General features: G+C 65.4%; 19 protein-coding genes. 8 read left to right on the top strand and 11 right to left on the bottom strand.

Going from position 1 to position 25,935, the window contains the following annotated elements; translation table 11 throughout:
• Nucleotides 1–13: 13 nt before the first annotated feature.
• From G3574_RS00425 to G3574_RS00405, 5 genes are all read right to left on the bottom strand, one after another.
• A complete protein-coding gene (locus G3574_RS00425; protein WP_163959769.1) occupies nt 14–325 on the bottom strand; it encodes a hypothetical protein in 312 nt (103 codons plus the stop codon).
• Between the two features lie 119 nt (nt 326–444).
• A complete protein-coding gene (locus G3574_RS00420) occupies nt 445–1,782 on the bottom strand; it encodes a class I SAM-dependent methyltransferase (protein ID WP_163959767.1) in 1,338 nt (445 codons plus the stop codon).
• 256 nt (nt 1,783–2,038) lie between these two features.
• The gene (locus tag G3574_RS00415; protein ID WP_163959765.1) at nt 2,039–2,209 is read right to left on the bottom strand and encodes a CsbD family protein; all 171 of its coding nucleotides are present in this window, start codon (nt 2,207–2,209) and stop codon (nt 2,039–2,041) included.
• Nucleotides 2,210–2,298: 89 nt separating this feature from the next.
• Entirely contained in the window at nt 2,299–2,817 is a 519-nt protein-coding gene (locus G3574_RS28605) for a 4'-phosphopantetheinyl transferase family protein (RefSeq protein ID WP_163959763.1), read from the bottom strand.
• Between the two features lie 93 nt (nt 2,818–2,910).
• On the bottom strand, nt 2,911–6,984 hold the full coding sequence (locus G3574_RS00405) for a Pls/PosA family non-ribosomal peptide synthetase (protein WP_163959761.1): 4,074 nt from the start codon (nt 6,982–6,984) through the stop codon (nt 2,911–2,913).
• A gap of 562 nt (nt 6,985–7,546) precedes the next feature.
• On the opposite strand from G3574_RS00405, the gene G3574_RS00400 reads away from it, so the two are divergent.
• Genes G3574_RS00400 through G3574_RS00390 form a run of 3 tightly spaced genes read left to right on the top strand, consistent with a single transcriptional unit; the run spans nt 7,547 to nt 12,853 of the window.
• Nucleotides 7,547–9,694, top strand: a complete 2,148-nt coding sequence (locus G3574_RS00400; protein ID WP_163959759.1) for an HDOD domain-containing protein — start codon at nt 7,547–7,549, stop codon at nt 9,692–9,694.
• 19 nt (nt 9,695–9,713) lie between these two features.
• Nucleotides 9,714–11,936 carry an EAL domain-containing response regulator gene (locus G3574_RS00395; RefSeq protein WP_163959757.1) on the top strand — a complete coding sequence of 741 codons (2,223 nt, stop codon included), beginning with the start codon at nt 9,714–9,716 and terminating at the stop codon, nt 11,934–11,936.
• Nucleotides 11,936–12,853, top strand: coding sequence for a tetratricopeptide repeat protein (locus G3574_RS00390; RefSeq protein WP_163959755.1), 918 nt, complete (start codon nt 11,936–11,938; stop codon nt 12,851–12,853). Before G3574_RS00395 ends, G3574_RS00390 begins: the two co-directional genes overlap by 1 nt.
• A 27-nt stretch (nt 12,854–12,880) precedes the next feature.
• Here the strand turns inward: G3574_RS00390 and G3574_RS00385 are convergent, their stop codons facing one another.
• Both G3574_RS00385 and G3574_RS28600 read right to left on the bottom strand, forming a co-directional pair.
• A complete protein-coding gene (locus G3574_RS00385) occupies nt 12,881–13,294 on the bottom strand; it encodes an NUDIX hydrolase (protein WP_163959753.1) in 414 nt (137 codons plus the stop codon).
• Nucleotides 13,295–13,482: 188 nt separating this feature from the next.
• Nucleotides 13,483–13,608, bottom strand: a complete 126-nt coding sequence (locus G3574_RS28600; protein ID WP_268958853.1) for a hypothetical protein — start codon at nt 13,606–13,608, stop codon at nt 13,483–13,485.
• A gap of 375 nt (nt 13,609–13,983) precedes the next feature.
• Here G3574_RS28600 and G3574_RS00380 point away from each other — a divergent pair, with 375 nt between their 5' ends.
• Nucleotides 13,984–14,358, top strand: coding sequence for a DUF4148 domain-containing protein (locus tag G3574_RS00380; protein WP_163959751.1), 375 nt, complete (start codon nt 13,984–13,986; stop codon nt 14,356–14,358).
• Nucleotides 14,359–14,505: 147 nt separating this feature from the next.
• Here the strand turns inward: G3574_RS00380 and G3574_RS00375 are convergent, their stop codons facing one another.
• The gene (locus tag G3574_RS00375) at nt 14,506–14,928 is read right to left on the bottom strand and encodes a ProQ/FINO family protein (protein ID WP_163959750.1); all 423 of its coding nucleotides are present in this window, start codon (nt 14,926–14,928) and stop codon (nt 14,506–14,508) included.
• Between the two features lie 144 nt (nt 14,929–15,072).
• Here G3574_RS00375 and G3574_RS00370 point away from each other — a divergent pair, with 144 nt between their 5' ends.
• Entirely contained in the window at nt 15,073–15,603 is a 531-nt protein-coding gene (locus G3574_RS00370) for a hypothetical protein (protein ID WP_163959748.1), read from the top strand.
• A 200-nt stretch (nt 15,604–15,803) separates the two neighbouring features.
• On the top strand, nt 15,804–16,298 hold the full coding sequence (locus G3574_RS00365; protein ID WP_163959746.1) for a GNAT family N-acetyltransferase: 495 nt from the start codon (nt 15,804–15,806) through the stop codon (nt 16,296–16,298).
• On the opposite strand, the gene G3574_RS00360 is transcribed toward G3574_RS00365, so the two are convergent.
• From G3574_RS00360 to G3574_RS00350, 3 genes are read right to left on the bottom strand one after another with little or no spacing between them, the layout of a single operon-like run.
• Complete coding sequence (locus tag G3574_RS00360; protein WP_163959855.1) at nt 16,299–19,406, bottom strand: efflux RND transporter permease subunit; 3,108 nt, start codon at nt 19,404–19,406, stop codon at nt 16,299–16,301.
• A gap of 13 nt (nt 19,407–19,419) precedes the next feature.
• Nucleotides 19,420–20,571, bottom strand: a complete 1,152-nt coding sequence (locus tag G3574_RS00355; RefSeq protein WP_163959744.1) for an efflux RND transporter periplasmic adaptor subunit — start codon at nt 20,569–20,571, stop codon at nt 19,420–19,422.
• A complete protein-coding gene (locus G3574_RS00350; protein ID WP_163959743.1) occupies nt 20,568–22,049 on the bottom strand; it encodes an efflux transporter outer membrane subunit in 1,482 nt (493 codons plus the stop codon). Before G3574_RS00350 ends, G3574_RS00355 begins: the two co-directional genes overlap by 4 nt.
• A gap of 416 nt (nt 22,050–22,465) precedes the next feature.
• On the opposite strand from G3574_RS00350, the gene G3574_RS00345 reads away from it, so the two are divergent.
• Both G3574_RS00345 and G3574_RS00340 read left to right on the top strand, forming a co-directional pair.
• Nucleotides 22,466–23,704: a PAS domain S-box protein gene (locus tag G3574_RS00345; protein WP_163959741.1), complete on the top strand. Its 1,239-nt coding sequence runs from the start codon at nt 22,466–22,468 to the stop codon at nt 23,702–23,704.
• A gap of 213 nt (nt 23,705–23,917) precedes the next feature.
• The gene (locus G3574_RS00340) at nt 23,918–25,930 is read left to right on the top strand and encodes a diguanylate cyclase domain-containing protein (protein ID WP_163959739.1); all 2,013 of its coding nucleotides are present in this window, start codon (nt 23,918–23,920) and stop codon (nt 25,928–25,930) included.
• Nucleotides 25,931–25,935 lie beyond the last annotated feature (5 nt).

The following is a 25,935-nucleotide window of genomic DNA, read 5'->3' as shown; positions in this document are numbered from 1 at the left end:
AGGAACGACCTTGCTATTCGAAATGAAACAGGATGTCGTCGTTGCGGATGACCGGACACGGTCGGGTGTGTGGCGGCACGATCGCCGTCTGATGCCATGGTGCGGAATGATGTCCGGCGAGTGGGTCAGGCTGTTCGCGCACAAGGTCCGCGTGGTGGCATTCCGGCTCTTCAGGCGTGGCAGATCCCTCGATCGGTTCACTTGATCCAGAGGTTTCCGGCATGTCCGGCCCGCCGGGCGGATGCGAACCTGCAAAATGATTTCCCCAGCCTTCCCCGGGCGCGTCGGCCCATCCAAAATAAGGAAACAATGAACTGACTTCCATCTGACCCTCCCGCTGCGCTTTTCATTTCGTGCAGCGCGGCCCGCTCGTGTTCAGCTTCCGGGACCCTGGGATTGCTGTTTTTTGAGATGCCACAAGAATTGCACTTCAGGCTTGCGACATCACAAGCGGTGGGGGTAGAGATCGTCGCGGGTAAGCGGCAGGGGCCAGCGGCCGCGGTCTCTCTTGGATGCGAGGATCTGGTGTATCCCCGCACCTCCGCTTTCGAATTCAAGCGCGCATCCGGCGAGGTACAAGCGCCATACCCGGTAATTGACGGGGCCGACTTCCTTCTGCGCGGCGTCGCGATTCGCCTCCAGTCGGGCCGCCCAATGGCGCAGGGTCAATGCATAATGCGGACGCAAGCCCTCCACGTCATGGATCTCGAATCCGGCATGCTCCATCTTCCGCTGTACGTTGCTGACGAGGTCGAGTTCGCCGTCGGGAAAGACATAACGATTGATGAATTCGGTGGTGAGGTTCCTTTCCCAGCCCTCGGTGTCATGCGTGATGCCATGGTTGAGGAACAAGCCGCCCGGCCGCAGTACCCGGTGAACGGTCGCATTGTAGGCGGCCAGATTGGCAAGACCCACATGCTCGAACATGCCGATGCTGCTGACCTTGTCATAGGCATTCTCGCCCTCGAGGTCTCGATAGTCGCGAAGTTCGACGGTCACCCTGCCATCAAGGTTTTCATTGCGGATCCGTTCCCGCACGAAATCGAACTGCTTCCTGCTCAGCGTGATTCCATGCGCACGCACGCCATAATTCCGCGCCGCCCAGCAGATGAGCGCACCCCATCCGCAACCGATATCTAACAGCGATTCTCCAGCCTGGAGCCTGAGCTTGCGGCAGATGTGGTCGAGCTTGTTTCTTTGCGCCTGGTGTATCGTTTCTTCCGGATGCCTGAAATAGGCGCAGGAATACACCCGTTCTTCATCCAGCCACAAGCCATAAAAGTCGTTCGAGACGTCATAATGAAAGGCGATCGCCTCTTCATCGCTTTCCTTGGTATGGCGATGGCTGAAGCGGTTTTTCAGGCCGGTAAGGCTGAAAGGCGCGTCATCGCTTTCGTCATGTGCAACGACACTCCCCAGGTCCAGCAGAAGCGCCGCCTTGTCCTGCCAGCCCAAGGACAGTTCCTCGAATTGCCGGCGCAGGGAAGACAAGGCTTCGTAGAAATCGCCTTCAATTTCGATGTTTCCTCTGAAGTAGGCTTCCGCCAGCGAGAGCGGACTGTGTTCCATGACCAGCTTGCGGATCAGGCTTGGCGACTTGATGACCAAGGTGAAGCGCGGTGGCGCGTCGCCATAGTGAAGCTGCCTGCCGTCCCATAGCCGGACCTGAGCCCCTCCCTGGAAGCGCTGCATCAGGCGCGCCAGAATCCTCGTCGTTGCCTGCGCGCTGCTGCCAGCATCGGGCATGACCAATCCGGGTTCGGAAGGCGACTTGGAATGCATGATCAACCTCGCAATCGTTCGGCGTGTTTTTCAGGAATGTCGCAGTTGGGGGCGGGCCTACCCAGCACATCTCTTAGTTTAGAAATGTTGTTATTGGCTTAATTGATTCCTGTCAAAACGATAAAAGTTGGCGGCTTGAATCTTCCCGGCTGGCGCCATGCAGGCAACGAATTGTTGTTTGGAAATGAAGAAGGCGGGGATGTCCCCGCCCTTCCTGAGGTTGCCGAACCGTTCGGCCACTAGCTCGTTTGCTGAATTACTTGTTGAAGGTGTCCTTCACGTTTCCTACCGTCTTCTGCGTCTTGCCGGCAGCCTGGTTTTCGGTGCCCTTGGCCTGCTGCTTCTTGTCGCCCAGGGCTTCGCCAACCTTGCGCTGGACCTTGCCAGCGGCTTCCTTGACGCTGCCTGCCACTTGATCCTTGTTCATCGCAATGCTCCTTTCATGTCGTCAGAATGTCATTTTGATCAGCGAACGATAGGCAAGTTCCATAAGGACTTCTGAGGCTCTGGAGCGGCCTATGAAATGCGCTGGTAGGCTAGGATGCCTGCGTATCCCGCCGGCAGTTCAAGTTCGATGCATTCGCACCCCGCCAGCCTTGCCTCCAGGGCCTCCGACCATTCCTCGAGCGGTAAACCCGAGCACTTCAGGCGTGCTTCCTGGGAGGTCCACGCAAGGGCGAATGCCTTCGGGCGGGAAGGCGGATTGCGGTGCCTGATCGCGGCGAGCGCGCGAGGTCCGAGGTAATCACTGGCAAGGGCTTGCCAGTCTTCGAGGCTCGCTGCCTGGGCCAGGTCCATCAGGTCCACGCCCACCGGACCGCCTGCATGCAAGGCCGCGAGGGATAGCCCGGGCTCGTGGCTAAAAGAGAGGAAGATGCGCCGGTCCGGCAGGGACACGCGAGGCGCCTCACCCGGCTGGCTGACCAGCGGGACGGCATCTGGGGCGCAATGCAGTACGCCGCCGAGGAAGCGCCGGACCGCGTCACGCAGCAGGCGCCGGGGTTCGGCGCGGAGCGTGGTTGGCGGTGCCGGCACGGCGATCACTACCGGCGGCCGATCCGGTGCGAGTGCGGCCGGTTCGGGCAGTGCTGGCCAAAGACAAGGCCTAAGCATGTGTCTCGAACGGACTCAGCCGTGCGCGGGCGCCGCCGGACATCCTTGCCATGCGCTCGCCGGAGGAATGGCTTCCCCTTTCATCACCAGGGTCAGCGCGCCGAGGCGGGCGCGATCGCCGACTTCCGCGCCATAGAGCACGGCGCTGCGGGGCGCCATGTACACGCCCTTGCCGATGCGCACGTGGTCGATCTTCATGACGCGATCCTCGAAGAGATGGGTTTGCGGGCAGGCCAGGGCATTGATTTCGCTGTGGTCGCCGATGCTGACGCAATCGAATTCGGTGATGTCCGTCGTGTCCATGTACACGCCCTTGCCGATGCGGCAACCCATCGCCTTCAGTGCTTCCGGCAACCATGGCGTGCCGCGCAGGTAGCGAAGGAAGTTGGGCACGGCCAGGCCTTCGTACAGGCTCGTCACCGCCTCGGATACCCAGACGAAAGGGGTCCACATCGGCGCCGTGCGCTTGTCGTAGCGCCTGAGCAGGAGCCACTTCAGGAGGGCCACGAAAACGAAGGCGCCGACGCCGTAAAGCATTCCGGCGATGGCCAGGCTGCCGGCAACCGCGGTCCAGCGTCCAGCCCCGGCCATCGGCATCAGATCCAGGACCAGGGTATAGCCGACCGCGGTAACGATGGCATGCGGGGCGGCGATGCGGAAGGCTTCAACCAGCGCGCGGCAAAGGCGCCGCGCAGGCGAGGGACGGAAGGTCAGGGATTCCGGATACCCGGTCGTGCCTTCGCGCGCCGGCAGGTTGATCGGCGGCGAGCCGAGCCAGGTGTCTCCCGGCTGCATCTGCGCGTTCGAGGGCGCCCGGCTGTGCACGCCGACCAGCATGTTCTCCGGGAGGATCGTGCCGTCCGGGATGTACGAGCCGTTGCCGACGAAGCTGCGGCGAGAAATCACCGTAGGCTGCATGGTCATCCAGCCGCCATCAATGTGTTCGTCGCCAAGCATGACGGCATCGGCAATGAAGGTTTCGTCGCCCAGGGTCAGCATGTCGGGAACGACGCCCAGCGCGGACGAGATCTCGGCATCCTTGCCTACCTTCGCGCCGAGCAGGCGGTACCAGAACGGCGAGTACACCGTCGCGTAGACGCCATGGAGCACGTTCAGGCTCGATTCCTGGATGAGATTGACCAGCCATTTGCGGCAATAGGTGAAGCTGTGCACCGCCCAGGTGCCGGGCTTGAGACGCGGAAGCACCGTCCAGCGCACGGCGGCGGAAAGCAGCACCGTGCAAAAGATCAGGACTGCCGTGGCTGGCAAGGCGAGCAGGAAGTGCCTCAGCAGCTGCACCGGCACGGCGTTCGACTGGAGCCAGGTAAAGCGTTCCGGCTCGCCCAGCCAGTCGATCAGCATGAAGGCAGGGAACACGGGCAGGAAGAACATGGCAGCGATGGACAGCGCGCCGACGGCAAAGAAAACGCCTTCCGCCGCCAGCCGCAGCCGCGATGCCGCGGGGCGGGGCGGACAGGTCCGGGTGAAGGCGCCGGTGTCGCGCGCGGGCGAGCCGCTCCAGCAACGACCGGCTGGCAGGCGCATTCCCTCGGACATGGAAGACTGTCCGTCCAGATGGCCGAGGCTGCCGATTTCCGTTCCGCCTTCCAGCACGGAATACGAGCCGACGAAGGCATCGTTGCCGATGTCGATCCGGCCGAGGCGCAACTCGCCGTTCTGCACGCGCGCGTTTTCAAGGTTGACGGCATTGCCGATGCTTGCGCCGTCCCCGATGCTCAGCATTGCCGGCGAGCGCAGGGTGATCGATCCGATGGTGACTTCGCGGCCGATCTTCGCGCCGAGGGCGCGCAGCCACCAGGCGTAAAGCGACGAGCCGGAGAGCAGGTAGGCGGGCGCCGATTCGACGAGGCGGTCGCCGAGCCACCAGCGGAAATAGGTCATGCCCCACAGGGGGTAGCGTCCCGGGCGAATGCCTGCCGACAGCAGCCGCACGCCCACCACCGGGACGACGAATTCGAGCATGGTGGTCAACAGGAAGACGCCGATGGAAGCCAGGACGGCCCATACCACGGAATCGCCCGGATCGCCTGTCAGGAAGTGATAGGTGAAGAAGGGCGCGAGCCATTGCGCCATGCGCAGCATGATGACGGGAGGCGTGACGATGGCCTGCGCGAGGCCGCAACGCCAGCGCGCGAAGGCGCCGGGGCGGGCCTGCGTCCGGGGCGCCGTTTCCGCGGCGATGATCGCCGCAGCCTGCGCTGCGGCTTGTCCTTCCGTCATCGCCGCCGCGATCGCGGACACCTTGCGGTGCTGGTAGATGTCGCGGACGGTCACATGCGCGTAGCCCGGAACGGTCCGCAGGGCCGAGGCGAGGCGGGCCGCGAACAGCGAGTGGCCGCCGAGATCGGAAAAGAAGTCGGCTGCGCGCCGCAGCGGCTGGCCAGGGAAAAGCTTGTGCAGGGCGGAAAAGAGTACCTCTTCGGCGGGCGTCGCGGCGGCGTCCCCATCCGCGGGAGCGCGCACCTCGAGCGGACGCGCCTTGAGCGTGTTGCGGTCGATCTTTCCCGATATCAGGCGCGGCATCTCCGCGAGCGCCTCGAAATGGCCCGGCACCATGTAAGGCGGCAGGCGCTCGGCGAGCGCCGCGCGCAGGGCCGCGGCGTTCGCTGCGCTCTCATCGTCCGCCACGTAGAAGGCGACCAGCTGTTCGATGCCGTCGTCCTTGCGCAGCACCACCGCCGCCGTGCCGACGCCGGCCTGGCGCACGAGTTCGGCTTCGATCTCGCCGAGCTCCACGCGGAATCCGCGGATCTTGACCTGGTCGTCGGTGCGCCCGAGGCATTGCACGTTGCCGTGCTCGTCGATGCGCGCCAGATCGCCGGTACGGTACATGCGCGCATGCGACGGATGCGCGGCCCAGGGATTGACGACGAATTTTTCCGCCGTCAGCTCGGGCCTGCCAAGATAACCGCTGGCCACGCCGGGGCCGGTAATGCAGAGCTCTCCGGTTTCGCCGGCGGGGGCGAGCTTTAGTTCGCCCGCGGAGCCGGTGTCGACCACGAGCAAGCCATAGTTGGGCAGTGGTGCGCCGATCGTCACGGGCTCGCCTGCCTGCAAGGCGATCATGCTCGCGGATACCGTGGCTTCCGTCGGACCGTAGCTGTTGAACACCGGACGGCCGGGACGGGCCCAGCGGGCCACCAGCGAATCCGGGCACATCTCGCCGCCGAGGTTGATGATCCGCAGGCCGGGCAAGTCGCGCTCGAACAGCGCCAGCAGCGTAGGCACCGCGTGCAGCACCGTGATGCGCTGTTCTTCCAGGGCGCGCGGCAAGGCTTCCGGATCCGCGGCGATCTGCTTGGGTGCGATCCAGAGGGTCGCGCCGACGAGATAGCTGATCCAGATTTCCTCGAACGACATGTCGAATGCCACCGAGAAGCCGTGGTAGACGCGGTCGTCGCCACGGACGCCGAGGACGCTGTTTTCGCTGCGGAGGAAATGGCAGATCGCGCCCTGGCTGATCTGGATTCCCTTCGGCTTGCCGGTCGAGCCGGAGGTATAGATCACGTACGCGGGATCGGTTGGCAGCACCTGGTCGCGGCGGCGGAGCTTTTCTCCGGCGCCGGTGGTGGCGAGCAGGTCTTCCGCCATCCAGGTCGTCGTTGCAGCGCCCGCGAGCTGGGCCTCGAAGCTTTCGCAGCTGACCAGTCCCGGCGAGCTGGCATCGGCCAGGCAGATGAGGATGCGTTCGAGCGGGGTATCGGCGTCGAAGGGCAGCCAGGCGGCGCCGGTCTTCGCGATCCCGGCTTGCATGATGAGCAGGTCGGCGCCGCGCGGCAGCCACAGGCCGATGATCTGGCCGGGGCCGACTCCGGCGGCGATGAGCCGGGAGGCGACGCGGTTGGCCGCCATGTCGAGTTCGCCATAGCTCACGACGCGCTCGCCGTCGATCAGCGCCGGATGATCCGGCTGGCGGCGGGCGGTGGTTTCGAGAAGGTCGGCGAGGATTTCGTCGCGGATGAATTCCGGACGCTCGGCGCCCAGCAGGATCGACTGTCTTGCAATCCCGGCTACGGTGGTGGAAGGTTCACTTGCCGGAAGCTGATCGGCGTCGATGCTGATGGACATGGCGATGATGAAAAAGGAAGTGTTCTTATAGCGTGCCGCTGATGCTTCGGTTGACGGATTGCGCCCAATTATTTGGGGTCGTCGGAATCCTGCGGACGATGTGGAAAAACGGTCATGCCAAGTCGGCATCATTGGCCGGCACGGGAGGCATGAGAGGCAAGGAGCGGCGCGCGGCGGAGCACGAAAGCATTCGCGGAAGCATGGCGTGATCGTACCAGAGCCGTCCTTGCCTGCGTGTGAAACTCTGATCGCGGGATCGTCCCTGTGTGCGTTCGCATACGCTTTTCGTCATGCGTGACAAGGCGGCATGCACTGCTGCCATGAACTTCGGCTGCGCGGTTTCCAGTTCAGGGAATTTTCTCGGTTTTCCCTCGGCGGCCGCCTTCAATGCAATCGTTGCTTTCGACGATTTGAGGCATAAAAGGGCCTTTTCTCGGTTTTGCAAACAGGAAACTTTTTGTGATAAATTTGCATGTTATACCGCTCACCATCGAGAGGAGATTTTCTTGGCCAGTCAGACAGGAATGTCATACGCAATCGATCTTGCCGTTCGATGAATTCCGTGACCGCTAAGCCGGACATTCGGAACCGCCTGCTGGCTACCCGCCTGCCGGCGTTGCCCGAGGTGCTGATGAAAGTGATGCACGCCTGTGCGGATGACGACATCGGCATGGATGCGCTCGCCGACTTGGTGCTGCAGGACGCCGCGCTCGCGGCAAAGGTCCTGCAGGTGGCGGCGAGTCCCGCCTACCGCACCGGCACCCCGGTCCCCAGCGTGCCGCAGGCGCTTGCCACCATCGGCCTCGACATGGTGCGCACCCTGCTCATGACCCAGTCGGTCTACCAGACCTTCCACGACATCGGCGCCGGCCTCGACCTGCGGGCCTTCTGGGTACACGCCATGACGGCGGGCGTGACTGCCAGGATGCTTGCCGAGCGCCAGGGCTATCCCTTCCCCGAGGAGGCTTACCTGGCGGGCCTGCTGCATGACATCGGCCGGCTGGCGCTGGCGTGCGCCGCGCCGGAAGAGTATTCCGCCAACTTCTTTGCCGACGAAGATCCCGCGCTGTGCGCGCTGGAGGAACGCACGCTGTCAATCACCCATGCCGAGGCCGGCGCCATGCTGGCGGAGCGGATGGCGCTCGATTCCTTCCTGGCCGACAGCATCCGCTATCACCATGTCGCGCTGGCGAGGCTCAAGGACGCGCATGCCCTGGTGCGGATCGTTGCCGCGACGGATTGTCTTCTTCACCTGCAGGACGCGCTTCCCCAATACCGGGACAAGAGCCTTGCCCTGGCCGGCCTTCCGCATGGCGAGTTCATCGAGCTGCGGGCACGGGCCGGCCACGAGGTCAGCAGGCTCGCGGATTCGCTGGGCATCGCCTTGCCGGGATTGGCGCCGGCGCAGGCCATCACCAGGGCGGTTGCGGCGGCAACGCGGCCGGAGCGGGCCGGCGATCCGCTCAAGGACACCATGCGGGATGTGCTCCTGATCGACAAGACCTTGTCCGCGCTGCGCCAGCAGGCCGATCCGGAGAGCTGCATCCGCGCGATCGTCAAGGCCGCCATCATCCTTTTCGACCTGACGGACGCCGTGGTCATGGAACGATCGCCCGATGGGCAGTCTTTCGTGCCGACGGCGCTGCCGCCCGGCCATCAGCGCCTTGCCGGGATGTCCCTGCCGGCGGATAACGACAACCTCGCCGGCCGCGCCTGGCGGCTCGGGCAGCCGGCCGTGCTTTACCCGGCGCCGGGGCCGTCGGTGGCGGAAGAGCAGCTGCTGCGCTTCTTCAATGCCGAGGCATTGATCGCGCTGCCGGTGCGAGGCGTCGATGCGCGGCCGCTGGTCCTGGTCGGGGCAACGAGCCGCTTGCAGGCGGAACACCTGGCCGAACGCCTCGCCTTGCTGCAGGACTTCGGCGGACAGGCCGGCGCCGCGCTGGCGGGCGCGGCGTCCGCCGTGGCGCAAGCCGGCGCGCCGCAGACCGGCGCGGCACAGGAACAGGAGTACCTGCTCGCGGCCAGGCGGGTGGCGCACGAGGTCAACAATCCGCTGGCCATCATCCGGAATTACCTTGGCGTCCTGCAGCGCAAGGCGGGCAACGCCCAATCCATCGACTCCGAGCTCGAAACCATCGAGGAAGAGCTCGACCGCGTCTCGCGCATCATCGACGACTTCGCCCAGCCCGAGGCGGCGCAGCCCGGACTGGCCGGCCCGGCCGTCTGTGAAGTAAACGCCGCCCTGAAGTACGTGTCGGCGCTGTTCTCGGAGAGCGGCACGCTGCCGGCCGGCGTCCAGATTTCCCGCCAGCTGTCTCCCGAGCCCACGCAGGCCGTCATCCACCAGGCGAGCCTGAGGCAGGTCCTCATCAACCTCGTGAAGAACGCGGTGGAGGCCATGCCGCACGGCGGGCGGATAGATTTGCGCAACAACGGCGTGGTCGACCGCGATGACGGCCGCTACGTCCTGCTGACGGTCAGCGACACCGGCCCCGGCATCCCGGACACCGTTCGCGCCCGCCTGTTCCAGCCCGTCGCCAGCAGCAAGGATGGGTCGAACCGCGGACTCGGCCTGTCCATCGTCCACGACCTGGTGCGCAACCATGGCGGCAGGATCGACTGCCGCAGCAGCCGGGGCGGGACCGTTTTCGACATCTTGCTGCAATCCGGCGGGGCGGCGGTCGTTGCCGCAGCGCCGCCGTCTCGCTGATCAACGCTGAAGGATCGACATGCGATCGCAAGCCATCAACATTTACGAGCAGGACCCGGTGTTCTCGCCGGATCCCACCTGGACCCTGGCCGAACCCCGGCTGCTGCTCGTCGACGACGAACCGCGGCTGCTGGCGAGCCTGAAGGAATTGCTGGACGGCCAGGGCTACCACCTCACGACCGCCCGCAACGGCGCGGAAGCTGTCGCGGAACTGGGCGAAAGCCATTTCGATGTCGTGCTGCTCGACATCGGCATGCCGGACATGTCCGGCCACGACGTCATGGACGTCATCAATGCGCGCGGCATCACCACAGAGGTGATCGTTCTCAGCGGCCACACCGGGATCGAGGCGGCGATCGGCGCGATCAACCGGCAGGCCTACGGCTACCTGCGCAAGCCATACCGCACTGACGAGCTGCTGGCGCTGGTTCGCAACGCGCTGGAAAAGCGCCGCCTCCACATCGAGAACCGCAACCTGTTCGCGCGGCTGGAGCAGTCGGAAAAGATGTACCGCTTCCTGATCGACAGCTCGCCCGACATTATCTATACCCTCGACCAGAGCGGCCGCTTCACATACATCAACCGGCGCGTCACCGAGCTGCTCGGCTTTGACAGGGACGCGCTGATCGGCGCGGACTATGCCGCGCTCGTGCATGACGACGACCTCGACCGCGCGCGCTACGTCTTCAACGAGCGCCGCGTCGGCGAGCGCGCCAGCCGCAACGTCGAGCTGCGCCTCAAGTGCAACGAGCCTGCCTCGTCCGAGCGGCATTTCGAAACCTCGCTGCGCACGATTTCCTTCAATTCCATCGGTCTCTACGCCAGCGACAAGGCGCCGTCGGTCGAGTACCTGGGCACCTACGGCATCGCGCGGGATGTTACCGAGAAGCGCCGTGCCGAAGAGCTGATCACCTACCAGGCCTACCACGACATCCTGACCGACCTGCCCAACCGCGCGCTGTTCCACGACCGGCTCGAGCTGGCGCTGCTGCAGGCACGCCGGAAGGAACAGCAGCTCGCGCTGATGTTCATCGACCTGGACCGCTTCAAGATCATCAACGATTCGCTGGGGCATCTCAAGGGCGACGAGCTGCTGAGGCAGGTCGCGACGCGCCTGCGCAGCTGCATCCGCAAGGGCGACACGCTGGCCCGCCTCGGCGGCGACGAGTTCGTCGCCCTGCTCCCCGACCTGGAAAAGCGGACCGATGCCACGGTGGTCGCGGAAAAATTCCTGGAGGCGCTGGGTGCGCCCTTCGTCATCGACGGCTCCGAACTGCACATCTCCGCCAGCATCGGCATTGCCGTCTTCCCGGAAGACGGCGAGAACGACGACGAGCTCGTGCGACATGCCGACATGGCGATGTACGCGGTCAAGTCGGACGGCAAGAACGGCTTCGGTTTCTATGATCGCTCCCTGCTCGACGCCGCGCACGAAAAGGTCTTGCTGGAACAGGAGTTGCGCAGGGCGCTGCAGCGCGGCGAACTCGAAATGTATTACCAACCCCAGGTCGATACCGCGGCCGGCAACGTGGTGGCGGTCGAGGCGCTGATGCGCTGGAACCATCCACGGCTCGGCCTGCTCACGCCCGGACGCTTCCTGCCGCTCGCGGAAGAGATGGGCTTGATGGTGATGCTCAGCGACTGGATGGTGGACGCGGTCTGCGCCGACATGCAGCGCCTGCAACGCGATGGTTACCGTGACCTCCGATTCTGCATCAACCTGTCGCCGACCTGCCTCGGCAGGGACGAGTTCTTCCGGAAGCTGTGGCGTACGCTCGAGGAACGCAAGGTGGCGGCGGAGCAGCTTGAGGTGGAAATCACGGAAAACATCTGCATCCGCAACCCCGACCTGGCGATCCGGCAGCTGAACCGGCTGACCGAGCTCGGCGTGCGCATCGCCATCGATGACTTCGGCACCGGCTATTCCTCGCTCGCGTACCTCCAGCGCTTCGAAGTGGACACCCTGAAGATCGACCAATCCTTCGTGCGCGAAATCGGCCAGGAAGGCGGACATTTCCCGGTGGTGCTGGCGGTCATTTCGATCGCCCGCGGCCTGGGCATGGATCTCGTGGCCGAGGGCGTCGAGACGGAGCGCCAGGTGCGCTACCTGCAGCAGGCCGGCTGCAGGGTGATGCAAGGCTTCCTGTTCCACCGGCCCATGCCGGTGAGGCAATTGCAGTCGGTGCTGGCAGGCCAGGCATCGGCGCGGCAAGCCGACGTGCCGTTGCAGGAGGCTGGCTGATGTCTGACCCGACCACGGTTTCCGGGGCGGTTGCGCAAGGGACGCCCGGCGCGCCCGCTGCCGCACCGTCAGTTCAGCCAGTTCAGCCAGCACAACCCGCCCAGGCCGGGGAGAGGCAGAACGCGCTGGTGATGTATCTGCAGGCCGCCGAACGCGGCCATGCCGGCGCCCAGCATCACCTGGGCTTGATGTTCGGCAGCGGCCAGGGGGTGAAGCGCGACCTGGCGACGGCGGCGGGGTGGTTCCGGAAAGCGGCTGGCCAGGGGCACGCCGCATCGCAATATCATCTCGGCATGCTGCATGAGCTGGGGCAGGGCGTGTCGCGCGATCCGGCTTCCGCGATCGGCTGGTACCGCAAGGCGGCCGCCCAGGGACATGTGAAATCGCAGGTGCGGCTGTCGCTCATCCTGAAGGAGAAGCGCTACGCGGCCTTCCATGCGGATGAGGCCATTACCTGGACCCTCAGGGCGGCGGAAGAGGGTCATACCGAATCCCAATGGCGCGCCGCCTGCCTGCTGGACGAAGGGGAAGGACTGGCGCGCGATCCGCAGCGGGCGCTGGAATTCTTCCGCATGGCGGCGTGTGGTGGGCACGCCAGGGCGCAACTGGAGCTGGCATTGCGCATCGATTGCGGCGTGCTGGTCGAGCGCGATGCCATGGCGGCGATGCACTGGTATGAAAGCGCGGCGGCGCAGGGCGTGGGCCGTGCCCAATTCAATGCGGGACTGATGCTCGCCTACGGCTCGGGCTCGGCGGACGAGCTCATGCGCGCCTGGCACTGGCTGGCGCTGGCGGAACGCAACGACGTCCCCAAGGCGGCTGCCTACCGCGCGGAAATCGAAGGGCGTCTTTCGCCGCAGGAGCTCGCGCAAGCGCGGGAAAGGCTGGCGGAAGCGGCGCAGGCGGCCACGTCCTGAAGCGAAGCCGGCGTGTCGCGCCGGCGATCACCAGTCCAGGGACGTCAGCCGTGCCGCCATGCGCGGCCAGCAGCGGCGCGGTATCTCGTCGCGGGTCGCCCAGCAGAAGCCGTCGACTTCCGGCGTCGGTTCGCCCGTGACATGATGGGTGAAGTGGCTGGTGCAGACGAGATGATCCAGGCTGTCCATGTCGGTCTCCATCCGGACGCGGTACAGGTGCAGGTCCTTTTCAGGGCGGTAATCGAAGCGGCCGAGTTCGTCGAACATCCCGGCCTCGAACACCAGCCCGGTCTCTTCCCGCATTTCGCGCATCGCCGCTTCCAGTGTGGTTTCGCCGGGATCTTGCAATCCCTTGGGAATGTCCCACTTGCGCGTTCCGGTGACGTGGCAGAGCAGGATTTCACCCCGCCGGTTGATGATCAGCGTGCCGCAGCTCGTCATGAGGGGCACTTTTCCTGTTTTTTTCGTTGTCGGCATCGTTCAGGTTGGCATGTGGCAAGGAGCGGGTCTGGGACAGAGACGGAAGGCGGGATACCAGGAACGGACTGGCGGCCATGGCGCGGCGCTGTCAATTTTCCAAGGCGAAACGCCTGTTCTCGATATTCGTTACAGGCTCTAGATTTTTCCCGTCATTTGAAGGTAATATGCGGCTGCACCACTAAAAAATCCATATTCAAGACGCCGCGAAGAGACACGAAGCCTGCCGGGCCACAAGCCGGGCAGGCTTTTTTACTTTGGCGCCAAGCGATGCTCATTCACCGCCTGAATGGCCGATATCACGAATCGAAAGCAGACAGACCCGGCCTCTTGGCCTAAAGTAATACCTGTCTCCTCCAACTCTCCTTGAATTGGATTTACCCGCTCTCCGCAAGGTCAGCGGGTTTTTTTTCGCCCCTGCGTTCTCCATCCCTGTTCCTCCCTTCGTGCTCTCGACCGTCCGCAAGATTGTTTCGGTTGGCGAAATGGTCCGTTGTCCGAAACATTGTTTTTCGGAAAAGGGAGGATGGCTACACTGTGCTTCATCGATGAGCACACACAGTGCGACTCAACGAGGCAGGACCCGACGGCTGGCGCCGCTTGCGCTGGCCTGCCGAGCCCGGAGTCAATCACTTACCCTTTTGGAGAACAACATGAATGCCAAGACCCTGATCGCTGCCGTTGCCCTGATCGCCGCCGGTTCCGCCTTTGCCGAGCAGACCTATCCCTTCGTCGAGCACACCGGCTACGCCTCGTCGACCAGCCGCGCCGCCGTCGCCGCGACCGTGAAGGCCGACAATGCAGCCGCGCTGCCCGGTTCGACCGAATTCACTGACTACACCCGCGTGGCCACCGAGAAGAGCCGTGCCGAAGTGCGCGCCGAACTGGGCGGCGGGCACGAGTTCCAGGTGGCGCGCAATCCCGAGTTCATCGACAACACCCATTTCGCTTCGGTGCGCACCCGCGACGAAGTCCGCCGCGAAGCCGTCCAGTCCGCCAAGGCCGCGAGCACGGTGTCCGGCAGCTGAGCCGGACGTCACGCCGCCAAGGACCCGGGGCGCCGTTGCATCGGCACCGCGTCCATAAACGAAAAAGACAGCCCTCGGGCTGTCTTTTTCGTTTGCGTCTTGCCCGGCTCTTGAACGTTGACTGCGCGTCGTCGATGCAGGCCGGGATCAGCGGCGCGGGGAAAACTTGTCGGCGAGCTGCTGAAGCTTGACCTGGCGCACTTCCGCCTCGCGTTCGGCCTGCTGCTTTTCCTTGCGTGCTTCCGCTGCCTTCTTGAAGCGTTCCTTCAGGGTCTCGGAGGCGCGGAGACGATGTTCGTCGAGCACTTCGCCAGCCGGATTGCCCGCCAGGTCGAGCCGCTGCTGCGCCTTTTCCGTCGCCTTCAGGTAACGGGTTGAGTTGGTATGCATGCGCAATGCGACCCGCAGGACTTTCTTGTCGATGCCGGGGACCTGCTCGAGGATCTGCTTGTCGATGCCGATCGCCAGGGGCGCCGCGGATTGAAAGACGGAAAACTGTTGTTCCAGCTGCTTGAGTAGAGCCTTGGCGGCATTGGCTTGATTGGCTTGGTTGTTTGCCGGATCGCTCATTGCTTTCGATGCGCTTCTGATGAAAGGGCCTGAGGATACCATGCCTTTGCCGCGTTGCGTTTGCGACATTTGTGCATCACGGCGCGCTACGGATGGCACGTGTCTTGCAAAACCGTGCTCTTTGCCTTTCCCACGGAGCACACGATGAAGATCGTACCTTCTCTCTTGCTGGCAACGACGCTCGCGGCCTCGGGCCTCTGCTTCGCCCAGTCCGCGCAGACGAACCGCCCTGACCAGTCGAATGGCAGCGCAGGCAATGCGAAGTCGGGCCATGAAAACGTCGGGACGGTGACGCCCGGGCTGGGAAGCCCTGCCGCCGGCGTCGCCGGTTCGACCGGGGGCGCCCGCACGCCCGGGACCTCCGCGTCCGGCGCCACGGTGAAGTGCAAGGACAGGACCAGCCAGGCCACCAGCGGCGCGAATCCCAACCTCGGGACGGGGCGGACTCCAGGCGCACGCCTCTCCAAGAACCAGGAAAGCAGCGCCAGCACCTACTGCGATGACGATACTGCGGTATCGGCCACCGGCAGCAACGCGTCCAGCGCGAATCCGGGCGTGTCGCCATCCGGGACAACGAGCAGCGGCGGCAACAGCGGCACTGCAGGTTCCAGCGGTGCCGGATCGGGCAAGTCAGACGCCCTGACGCCCAAGAAGGCGAGCGACGGCAAGAAATAAGCAGCCTTCCGTCGAGGGAAGGAAAAGCACCGGGTTGCAATTCCTACACGCCGCGCGATGCCTGGTGCGGCGTGGCGGGCTTGGGCGCGGACATGGCGCGCCCTTACAATACGGCAGTCGGAATGCGATGAGCATGACTTCCCGGCCCACGTTCCGGGGCATGCCGCGCACGCCAGCCGAACCACGTACCGTTTCCTTCCATGCCCGCCAAGATCCGCCGTTTCCAGCCTGCCGACAGGCAAGCCGTCATCCAGGCCTTTCGCACCAACGTCCCCCATTTCTTCCCGCCATCGGAAGAGAAATGGCTGAAGTCTTGCCTCGACGAACCGGATGGTCCCTTGTTCGTGGTCGTCGATGAGGGGGAAGTGGTGGCATTCGGCGGCTACGAGTTGTCGGAGTTCTATCACCTCGGAACCCTGGTGTTCGGCCTAGTGCGCGCGGACCGGCACGGCACGGGCATCGGGCGCATGCTCCTCCATTACCGCCTGAGGCACATGGCCGGGCGCAAACTGCGGCCGCGCTACGTCACCGTGGATACCCACGCGCATACCGCCGGCTTCTTCCTGCGTTGCGGCTTCACCGAGATCGCGCGCTGGCCGGGCGGCTACCGTTCCGGCCGCGACCGCGTGGACCTGCGGTTCGAGTTGTCCGACGAGGCGCTGGAGATGCTCAAGGTGGCCAAGCCGCTGGAATGATCATTCATCCGCACCACGCACCTCCGGGGCGGGGCCGACGGCAGGGCGCGGCCTGCGCATCCTGTTCCGGATTCTTCCCAGAAGGTGCTCGAGATCGTCGAGGTAGGTGAAGACGGCGGGCACGACCAGCAGGCTGAGCACCGTGGACGTGATCAGGCCGCCGATCACGGCGATCGCCATGGGCGAGCGGAAGCTCGGATCGGCTGCGCCGAGGCCGATGGCGATCGGCAGCATGCCGGCGCCCATGGCGATGGTCGTCATGATGATGGGTCGGGCGCGCTTGTGGCAGGCGTCGATCAAGGCATCGAAGCGGCTCAGGCCGTGGTCGCGGCGGGCGACGATGGCGTACTCCACCAACAGGATGGAGTTCTTGGTGGCGATGCCCATGAGCATGATCAAGCCGATGAGCGAAGGCATCGAGAAGCTTTTCTGCGCCACCAGCAGGCCAACGAAGGCGCCGCCCAGCGACAGCGGCAGGGCGGCGAGGATGGTCACCGGATGCAGGAAGTCGTGGAACAGCAGCACCAGCACGATGTAGATGCACAGCACGCCGATCAGCATGGCCAGCCCGAAGCTGGCGAACAGTTCGCCCATCACCTCGGCGTCGCCGATCTCCACCACGCGCACGCCCGCTGGCAGGTTGCGCACGGCCGGCAGCTCCTGCACCTTGGTCTTGATTTCGCCGAGCGGCTGGCCGGAAAGCTCGATCTCGAAATTGATGTTGCGCGAGCGGTCGTAGCGGTCGATCACCGCCGGGCCGCCGGCGATCTCCAGGCTCGCCACCTGGCCGATCAGCACCGGACCCTGCCTGCCCGGCACGGCGAGGCGCTGCAGCAGGTCGAGGTTCTGGCGCGCCGACTCTTCCAGCATGACCACGATGGGCACCTGGCGCTGCGAGAGATTGAGCTTGGGCAGGTTGATGTCGTAGTCGCCGGTGGTGGCGATGCGCAGGGTGTCGCCGATGGACGCCGTCGTCACGCCGAGGTCGGCCGCGCGTGCGAAGTCCGGGCGCACGGTGATCTCCGGCCGGATCAGGCTGGCGGTCGAGGCGATGCTGCCGAGGCCGGGGATGGTGCGCAGATCCTGCTCCACCGCCCGCGCGGCGGCGCGTAAGGCGTTCGGGTCTTCGCCGGTCAGCACGAGGACGTATTTCTCGCCGGAACCGCCGAGGCCCACCTTGGTCCGGGCGCCCGGCAGGCTTTCGAGGGCGCGACGGATGCGGTTCTCGATGATTTGCTTGCGGGGCCGGGATCCGCGGTCGCTCAGCAGGATGGTCAGCGTCGCCTTGCGCGCTTCCGCAGAACCTTGCATCGCGAAAGGATCGCCGCCGGCGCTGCCGCCGCCGACCGTCGTGTAGATGCTCTTGACGTGCTCGACGTTCGCCACCAGTTGCCGTGCCTGCTCGGCCGAGGCCAGCGTCTGCTGGAGCGTGGAGCCGGGCGCTAGCTCGATGTACACCTGGGTCTGCGAATTGTCGTCCGGCGGAATGAAGCCGGTCGGCAGCAGCGGAATCAGCGCGACCGAGCCGAAGAAGAACACCGTCGCCGCGATCATGGTGGCGAGGCGGTGGTGCAGGCACCAGCGCGCGCAGCGCAGGTAAAGCCGCATCCATCCGGGATCGCCGTGGTCGGTGGCGACCGGCTTGAGCAGGTAGGCCGCCATCATCGGCGTCAGCAGGCGCGCCACCACCAGGGACGCCATCACCGCCAGCGACGCCGTCCAGCCGAACTGCTTGAAGAACTTGCCCGGCACGCCGCTCATGAAGGCGGTGGGCAGGAAGACCGCGATCAGGGTGAAGGTGGTGGCGATGACGGCGAGCCCGATCTCGTCGGCCGCGTCCATCGCCGCCTGGTAGGCGGTCTTTCCCATGCGCAGGTGGCGCACGATGTTTTCCACCTCGACGATGGCATCGTCCACCAGGATGCCCACCACCAGCGACAGCGCCAGCAAGGTCACGACATTGATCGAAAACCCGAGCAGATGCATGCCGACGAAGGCGGGAATGACCGACAGCGGCAGCGCCACGGCGGACACGAAGGTCGCGCGGAAATCGCGCAGGAAGAGCCACACCACGATCACCGCGAGAATGGCGCCTTCGTAGAGCAGATGCATGGAGCCGCGGTATTCTTCCTCCACCGGCTCCACGAAGTTGAAGGCTTCGGTGATGTCGAGGTCGGGATGTTCCGCCTTCAGCTCGGCCAGCGCCTTCTGCACCGCCGCGCCCACCTCGACCTCGCTCTCGCCCTTGCTGCGCGACACCTCGAAGCCGACCACCGGCTTGCCATTGAGCAGGGCGGCGGAACGCGGCTCGGCGATGGTGTCGCGCACGATCGCCACTTCGTCGAGGCGGATGCGCCGGCCATCGTTCAGCGCGAGCTGGATGGCGGCCAGTTCCTCGGCGGAACGCACCGTGGCCAGCGTGCGGATGGGTTGTTCGCCGCCGCCCACGTCGGCGCGTCCGCCCGCGCTTTCGGTCTGCACCTGGCGCAGCTGGCGCGAAATCTCGGACGCCGTCGCGCCCAGCGCCTGCAGGCGCTCCGGCACCAGCGATACGTGCACTTCGCGCGTCACCCCGCCGACGCGGTTGACCGCGCCCACGCCGCGCACCGCCAGCAGCTTGCGCTTGATGTCGTTGTCCACGAACCACGACAGGGCCTCGATGTCGAGGCGCGGCGAAAACAGGGTGAAGGCCAGCACCGGCTGGGCGGCGAGGTCCATCTTGGTGACGATGGGGTCGCGCACGTCCCCGGGCAGTTCGGCGCGCACGCGGGCGACCGCGGAACGCACGTCGTCGACCGCTTCCTGGGTCGGCTTTTCCAGGCGGAATTCGGCGGTCAGCGTGACGCCGCCGTCCTGCACCTTGGTATAGATGTGCTTCAGACCCTGCACGGTGGCGATCGAGTCTTCGATCTTGCGCGCCACTTCCGTTTCCAGCTGGGCCGGCGCCGCGCCGGGCAGGGCGACGGTGACGCTCACCGTGGGCAGGTCGATGTCGGGGAAATTCTGCACCTTCATCGCGTTGAACGACAGCATGCCCGCGAAGGTCAGCATCGCGAACAGCATCAGCGCGGGTATCGGGTTCCTGATCGACCAGGCGGAAACGTTCATCATGCGGTATTCCTCACTTGCCCTGGGACGCGGCGTTCGCTGATGCCTGCGCGGGCGGGGCGTTCACGACCTTGACCACGTCGCCGTCGTTCAGGAAGCCCGCGCCGCTGGCGACCAGCAAGGCGTCCTGCCGCAGGCCCTTGAGCACTTCCACCCGGTCGCCGAGACGCCTGCCGACTTCGATCTTGACCTGGCGCACGCGGCTGTCCGGCGTGACTTCATAGACATAGCTGAAGCCATCTCGCAAGACCACGGCCTGCTGGGGCACGGTCAGGGCAGAGGACTTGCCGATCTCGAAGCGGCCGCGCGCAAACATGCCCGCCCGGGCGGACGATTGCTTTCCCTGCTGCGCAGGAAGATCCACGTAGACGAGGGCGGTTCGGCGCTGCGGGTCGAGGGTCGGGCCGATCTGCCGGACCTGTCCCCGGATTTCGCTGTTGTCCGGCAGGGTAAGGATGACCGGCACGCCCGCCGATATGCGGCCGAGCTCGGTGGCGATGACTTCCGCGCGCCATTCCAGGCGTCCGCGCCGGATCAGGCGGAACAGTTCCGTGCCCGCGGGAACGACCGCGCCGACGGTCGCCGCGCGCGCCGAGATCACGCCGGCATCCGGCGCCACCACCTGCAGGAACTTCTGGCGCAGCTGCTGGGCGGCCAGCGTTGCCTTGGCCGCTTCGACCCGCGCCTTGGCGACCTGCGCCGCCGTCTGGTACTGGTTGATCTGCTGCACGCTCATGGCGCCGGTGTCGCGCAGTGTGAGGGCGCGTTCGGCATTGGCGACGGCATCCGCCGCGTTGGCCTGCGCCTCCAGCAGGCTGGCGCGGGACTGGGCGACGTCGGCCGCCACGGTTTCGCCGGCGAAGCGCGCCAGCACCTGGCCAGCCTTGACCTGGTCGCCGACGTTGACCAGCACCTCCGCCAGACGCAAGCCGTTGGATTCGCTGCCGATGATGGCTTCCTGCCAGGCGGCGATGCTGCCGTTGGCCTCGATGGCGATCGGCAGCTCGGCGGTGGCCGGGCGCACGGTGGTGATCGTCAGCGCGGGCTTGCCGTTGCCAGCCTTCTTCTGGTCCTGGGCCTGCAGGGGAAGGATGGCCGCGCACAGGGCGGCGAGCAGGGCAGCGGCGAGAAGCGCGGGTCGGGAGATCGGGTGGCGATGGGTCATGAGCGTCCTGGGAGGTGGGGCGTTTCTTCGGGGCGAGGCGGTTCGGCGGCATCCGCCGTCCATCCGCCGCCGAGCGCGCGGTAAAGCGCCACCTGCGCGGCGCGGCGTTCGCGTTCCAGGCCGGCGAGGGCGTTCTCCGCGGCAAGCCGGATGCGCCGGGAATCTTCCAGCTCCACGAGGCTCGCGAGGCCGTTCTTGTAGCGGGATTCCGTGGCTGCAAAGGAGGCGCGGTAACCTTCCGCGGCCCTGCGCAAGTCTTCCCGGCGGGCTTCCGCGCCTTGCAGCGACACCAGGGCTTCCTCGACTTCCCTCACCGCCTGGCGCACTTTTCCGTGGTAGGCCGCCACCGCTTCGCCATAGCGGGCCTCGGCCGCGGCCTGGTTGGCGGCGAGACGGCCGCCGTCAAAGATCGGCACCGTGAGCGCGACCGGGCCGATGGACCAGGTATTGAGCCGGGTGTCTTCCCCGCCGGTGCGGAAATTCGCGACCCCGACCGAACCCGACAGGCTCAGGCGAGGAAAACGCTGGGCCTGCGCGCTGCCCAGGTCCGCGCTCGCGGCCGCCACCTCGCGCTCCGCCGCGAAGACGTCCGGCCGCTGGGCGAGCAGCCGGGCCGGCACGCTGGCCACCGCCATGACGGGCTCCGGCCTGGCGGCGAGTGCGGTGAGTGCGCCGGCGCCGGCTTCTTCACGCCGTGCTTGCGCCAGCCGCGAGACGACCTCCGGCTCGGCGATGCCGGTCAGGGCGACCAGCGCCTTCACGTCTGTCTTGCAGGCCGCGTCCTGCTGCGTCGCGCGCGCCCGGCTTTCCGCCGCGCTGGCGCCGGCGAGGGCGACATTGGCGGGCGCCTGGAAGCCGGCGCGCTCGCTGAGTTGCGCCAGGCGGAAGGTTTCCGCACGGGATGCCGCGTCGGCTTCGGCAACGTCGAGCAAGGTAGCGCAGCTGCGCGCGCTGTAATACTGGTTCGCGACTTCCGCCGCGACGGCGGTGCGGGCGTCGTGCCAGCCTGCAGCCGCGCCTTCCAGCCTGGCCTGCGCGGCATCCCGCAGCGCCCGGTTGGCGCCGAACAGGTCGAGTTCCCATGAAGACTGAAGGGCGATTTGCGTGGTCGTGCCCGCCGGCAGGGGCGGCTGCGCGCTGGAACGGGCGAGGCTGGCCGTTCCGTTGAGGTTTGGCGCCAGCGCCGCCCCGGCCGCCACCCGTGCGGCGCGCGCCTGCTCGATGCGCGACCGGGCGCTGGCAATGGTCGGGCTGACCGCTTGCGCGGCGTCGATGAATTGCACCAGTGCCGCGTCGCCCTGCGCCCGCCACCACTGCGACAGCTTCACCGGATCGCCGTCGTGCGGCAATGGGGAATGCCATTGCGGCGGGGGCTTCGCATCCAGCGCGGCAGTAGGCACCGCCGTGGCGCAGGCGCCGAGCAGCAAGCAGAGGAGCGATCCGCCGGCGACGCGTTGCAAGTACGATAGATTGGTCATGTCGTGTCGAATCCGGCTGAGCTCGGAGGCATTGGGGCGGCTGAGCGTGGCATGGCAGATAAGTAAAAATGCGGAAGCGGTTAGGTTCCTGCCACGGCGCGATCGCGATTACACCTTGGCATGGCCAAACCGATCAGTCTACCGATGTGCGCGGGCACATCGTTGTGCATTGTCAGTCGGCGTATCCGTGCGGATCGTTCGCAGGCTTGACGAAAAACTCCTTAAAGTGAACTTGTTTAGTAAACCTTGCTTACTGTTCTTGTCGACCTTTTCGGCAGTTTCGGTTAATGCGGCAAATAGTTCGGTGTTTTTTACAGCGGCGTGGAAAAAATCGGAAAAATTTGCTTGTTCGCTTGGGTAAGTCACCTGGGTTGATGGTAAGCTTGTACAAAACATGAACCAACCGCCCCGATACCATGAGCCCTCTTCTCCAGACGTCCGGTCATGACGCCGGAATCGACAGTACAAGGCAGATATTCCTCTCCACGCGCGCCCTTTCCAAGGCAATCCTCGAAATGGTCAGGCTGGACGACATCCAGCTCACGGGCGGCTACATTCCCGTCATCAGCGCAATCGACCCGGAAGGCATCCGGCTCACCGACCTCGCGCGCATCACCGGCATGAGCAAGCAGGCGCTCTTTCCCTACGTCACCGCGCTGCAGGACTTCGGCTATCTCTCCAAGGTGCAGGATCCGCACGACGGCAGGGCCAACCTGCTCTGCTTCACCCCCAAGGGCCACAAGCTGCTGGAACAGATCCATGCCGCGCTCGAGCAAATGAGCCGGGAGGGACAATCCGCCGGGCAGGCGCGGCACGGACGCGACATCGACATGCGCCGCTATTTCCCGGGCGACCGCTTCCTGAACCGTCAGGAAGGCGGAGCCCGTGCGGTGGCCGGCATCGTTGAATCCGGCGCGGGCGCCGACCTGTTCAGCAGCGCATTTACCCATGCGGCGATCGGCATGGCCATCGTCGGGCTGGACGGGCAATTCCTCGACGTGAACGAATCGCTGTGCCGCATCGTCGGCTACTCCAAGCCGGAACTGGTCAAGCTGACGTTCCAGGACATCACCCATCCCGACGACCTGAAAACCGATCTCGACTTGAGCAAGCTCCTGATGGATGGCGTGATTCCCTCCTACCACCTGGAAAAGCGCTACATCCGCAAGAACGGCGACCTCATCTGGATCCTGCTGACGGCCACCCTCGCCAGGCATGCGGACGGCACGCCGCATCACTTCATCGCCCAGATCCAGGATATCCAGAGCCGCAAGCAGGACGAGGATGAGCGCAATGCCTTCTTCGACGTCTGTCCCGACCTTCTCGCGGTCGCGGGCACGTCCGGCAGGTTCATTCGCGTCAACAAGGCCTGGACGGACATCCTGGGATGGTCGGTGGAAGAGCTAACCTCGCGGCCCTACCTCGACTTCATCCATCCGGAGGACCAGGAGCGTACCCGTCGCGAGCATGCGGCCAGCTTCGCGGGCAATCCGCTGCATGCCTTCACCAACCGCTACCGGCACAAGGATGGCAGCTACCGCTGGCTGGAGTGGAACGCAGCCGTCAAGGCAAACGAGCGCATCTTTTGCTCGGCCCGCGACATCACGGACATGATCGAGACCGGCGCGATGGCGAGGTCGCAAGCCCGCAACTGAGACGGCTTGCCATCTGGCCGCCTTGTAGGCGAGCCGGCTTTCCGGCCTGTGTTCCCGGCGGTGTCGCCGGACTAATAGATTTTGCCGTTTTTCCTGTCGTTGCCATAATGCAGCATGTCGCCGACATGTCCTGTCTCCATCCACGCCATGGGATTTATTTCTCGCAAATTGCCGGTCAGCCTAGGAATGCGCCTCGCATGGTGGTTTTGCATCATGTCGGCGGTGCTCACCCTGATCATCACCAGGCTCATCGACCAATCGGCCACCGCCAGCCTGCGCGAGCAGATCGGCCTGAGGCTCGCCAGCATCGCGGAGCAGACCAGCGACAAGCTTGACCAAGGCATGTACGAACGCTACCGCGAGTTCGAACTCCTGTCAGGGCTTCCTTTCCTGGGCGATCCCGCCGAGCGGATCGAGGACAAGCAGCGTCTCCTGGACCGGATGCAGAAGACCTACGAACATTACGCCTGGATCGGCATGACCGATACCCATGGCCGCGTGCTCGCGGCAACGAAAGGCATGCTGGTCGGCGCCGACGTCTCGGCGCGGCCATGGTTCGGCAATGCCCTGAAAGGCATCTACATCGGCGACGTTCACGATGCCAAGCTCCTCGCCAGCAAGCTGCCCAACCCTTCGGGCGAACCGATGCGCTTCGTCGACGTCGCCTTTCCCTATCGCGACCGGAAAGGCAACGCCGCCGGCGTGGTCAGCGCGCACATGAGCTGGCGCTGGGCCGAAGAGGTGCAGCATTCGGTGCTCGATTCGTTCGGCCGGGGCGCGGGCATCGATGGATTCATCGTCGCGAGCGACGGCACCACCCTCGTGGGACCCGGGCAAACCGCGGGCAACCTCCTCGAATCGGCGAGCGCCAGTCCGGCTCGCGCCGGCAAGGGCTACCTGGTCGAGCGCTGGGAGGATGGCAAGGATTACCTCGTCGGCTACAGCATGACGCGCGGCTTCCAGTCCTATCCCGGGCTGGGCTGGAAAGTCATCGTGCGGCAAGACCTGGACACTGCCTTCGCGCCGGTGCGCGCGCTGCAGCGCCAGGTGCTCTGGATCGGCCTTGGCCTCGCCGTGCTCTTCTCCTGCATCGGGCTGGTCAATGCGCGGCGCATCTCCCGGCCGCTGGTCGAACTGGCGGGGGCGGCCAAGGCCCTGCGACAAGGCGAAGCCGATGCCAGCATTCCCGTCGTGACCGGATACAGGGAAGCCGCCGAACTGAGCGCGGCCTTGACGATGCTGCTCGATGGCATGCGCGACCGCCAGCGCAAGCTGGAAGCGCTGAACGCTTCGCTGGAAGGCCGGATCGAGGAACGCGCCAGGGCCCTCGTGATCAGCGAAGCGCGCATGCGCACCATCACCGACAGCATGCCGGCGCTGATCGGTTACGTCGACGCGCAGGAACGCGTCCGGTTCTGCAACAGGGTAGGCGAGCAATGGTTCCAGCGGCCGCTTCCCCGCCTGATCGACGCCACAGTGCGCGAGGTGCTGGGCGATCCCGCCTATGCAATCCTCAAGCCGGCCATCGACGAGGTGCTCGCCGGCGCGGAGAAGACCTTCGAGCACAGCCGCCCGTTTGGCGACAGCGTCCAGCACCTGCGCATGCAGTTCATTCCCGAACGCGGGCGCGATGGCGTCGTGTCAGGATTCCATGTGCTGGCCCATGACATCACAGACAGCAAGAATTACCAGCTCGCCCTGCAGCACGATCTCCTGACCGATTCCCTGACCGGCCTGCCCAACAGGACGGCGTTCCTCCAGCGCATGGAAGCGGCGCTGGCGCGTGCCCGGCGCAACCGCTCGGCCCTGGCCGTCATGTTCCTGGACGTCGACCGCTTCAAGGCGATCAATGACGAGCATGGGCACCAGGCCGGCGATCTGGTTCTGCGCGAATTCGCGCAGCGCCTGCGTACGGCGGTGCGGGAAACCGACGCCGTGGCGCGCCTGTCCGGCGATGAATTCGTGATGGTGGCGGAAGACCTCGCGACGCCGGAGTCCGACGCGCAGGTCATTGCGGGCAAGATGATCGCTGCCATCCGGACGCCCTTCCTGGTACTGCAGCATGTGCTGGACATATCCACCAGCATCGGCGTGGTGGTGGCGGATGGTCATGGCGCGAGCGGCGCGGAATTGATCAAGCTGGCCGATGCCGCCATGTACGAGGCCAAGCGCGGGGGAAGGAACCGTATCGTGATGCACCGGCATGAGCGCCCGAGACAGGCCTGACGCCC

The organism is Noviherbaspirillum galbum (assembly GCF_010974945.1).
GTDB classification, from domain to species: domain Bacteria; phylum Pseudomonadota; class Gammaproteobacteria; order Burkholderiales; family Burkholderiaceae_D; genus Noviherbaspirillum; species Noviherbaspirillum galbum.
Note: the sequence above shows the minus strand (reverse complement) of the source record. Positions and strands in the feature narration are given on the sequence as shown.

Excerpts from the sequence above, each read along its gene's own strand:
- G3574_RS00425 (WP_163959769.1), bottom strand. The coding sequence starts at position 325 with ATGGAAGTCAGTTCATTGTTTCCTTATTTTGGATGGGCCGACGCGCCC.
- G3574_RS00420 (WP_163959767.1), bottom strand. The coding sequence starts at position 1,782 with ATGCATTCCAAGTCGCCTTCCGAACCCGGATTGGTCATGCCCGATGCT.
- G3574_RS00415 (WP_163959765.1), bottom strand. The coding sequence starts at position 2,209 with ATGAACAAGGATCAAGTGGCAGGCAGCGTCAAGGAAGCCGCTGGCAAG.
- G3574_RS00405 (WP_163959761.1), bottom strand. The coding sequence starts at position 6,984 with ATGTCCATCAGCATCGACGCCGATCAGCTTCCGGCAAGTGAACCTTCC.
- G3574_RS00395 (WP_163959757.1), top strand. The coding sequence starts at position 9,714 with ATGCGATCGCAAGCCATCAACATTTACGAGCAGGACCCGGTGTTCTCG.
- G3574_RS00390 (WP_163959755.1), top strand. The coding sequence starts at position 11,936 with ATGTCTGACCCGACCACGGTTTCCGGGGCGGTTGCGCAAGGGACGCCC.
- G3574_RS00385 (WP_163959753.1), bottom strand. The coding sequence starts at position 13,294 with ATGACGAGCTGCGGCACGCTGATCATCAACCGGCGGGGTGAAATCCTG.
- G3574_RS28600 (WP_268958853.1), bottom strand. The coding sequence starts at position 13,608 with ATGAGCATCGCTTGGCGCCAAAGTAAAAAAGCCTGCCCGGCTTGTGGC.
- G3574_RS00380 (WP_163959751.1), top strand. The coding sequence starts at position 13,984 with ATGAATGCCAAGACCCTGATCGCTGCCGTTGCCCTGATCGCCGCCGGT.
- G3574_RS00375 (WP_163959750.1), bottom strand. The coding sequence starts at position 14,928 with ATGAGCGATCCGGCAAACAACCAAGCCAATCAAGCCAATGCCGCCAAG.
- G3574_RS00370 (WP_163959748.1), top strand. The coding sequence starts at position 15,073 with ATGAAGATCGTACCTTCTCTCTTGCTGGCAACGACGCTCGCGGCCTCG.
- G3574_RS00365 (WP_163959746.1), top strand. The coding sequence starts at position 15,804 with ATGCCCGCCAAGATCCGCCGTTTCCAGCCTGCCGACAGGCAAGCCGTC.
- G3574_RS00360 (WP_163959855.1), bottom strand. The coding sequence starts at position 19,406 with ATGAACGTTTCCGCCTGGTCGATCAGGAACCCGATACCCGCGCTGATG.
- G3574_RS00355 (WP_163959744.1), bottom strand. The coding sequence starts at position 20,571 with ATGACCCATCGCCACCCGATCTCCCGACCCGCGCTTCTCGCCGCTGCC.
- G3574_RS00350 (WP_163959743.1), bottom strand. The coding sequence starts at position 22,049 with ATGACCAATCTATCGTACTTGCAACGCGTCGCCGGCGGATCGCTCCTC.
- G3574_RS00345 (WP_163959741.1), top strand. The coding sequence starts at position 22,466 with ATGAGCCCTCTTCTCCAGACGTCCGGTCATGACGCCGGAATCGACAGT.
- G3574_RS00340 (WP_163959739.1), top strand. The coding sequence starts at position 23,918 with ATGTCGGCGGTGCTCACCCTGATCATCACCAGGCTCATCGACCAATCG.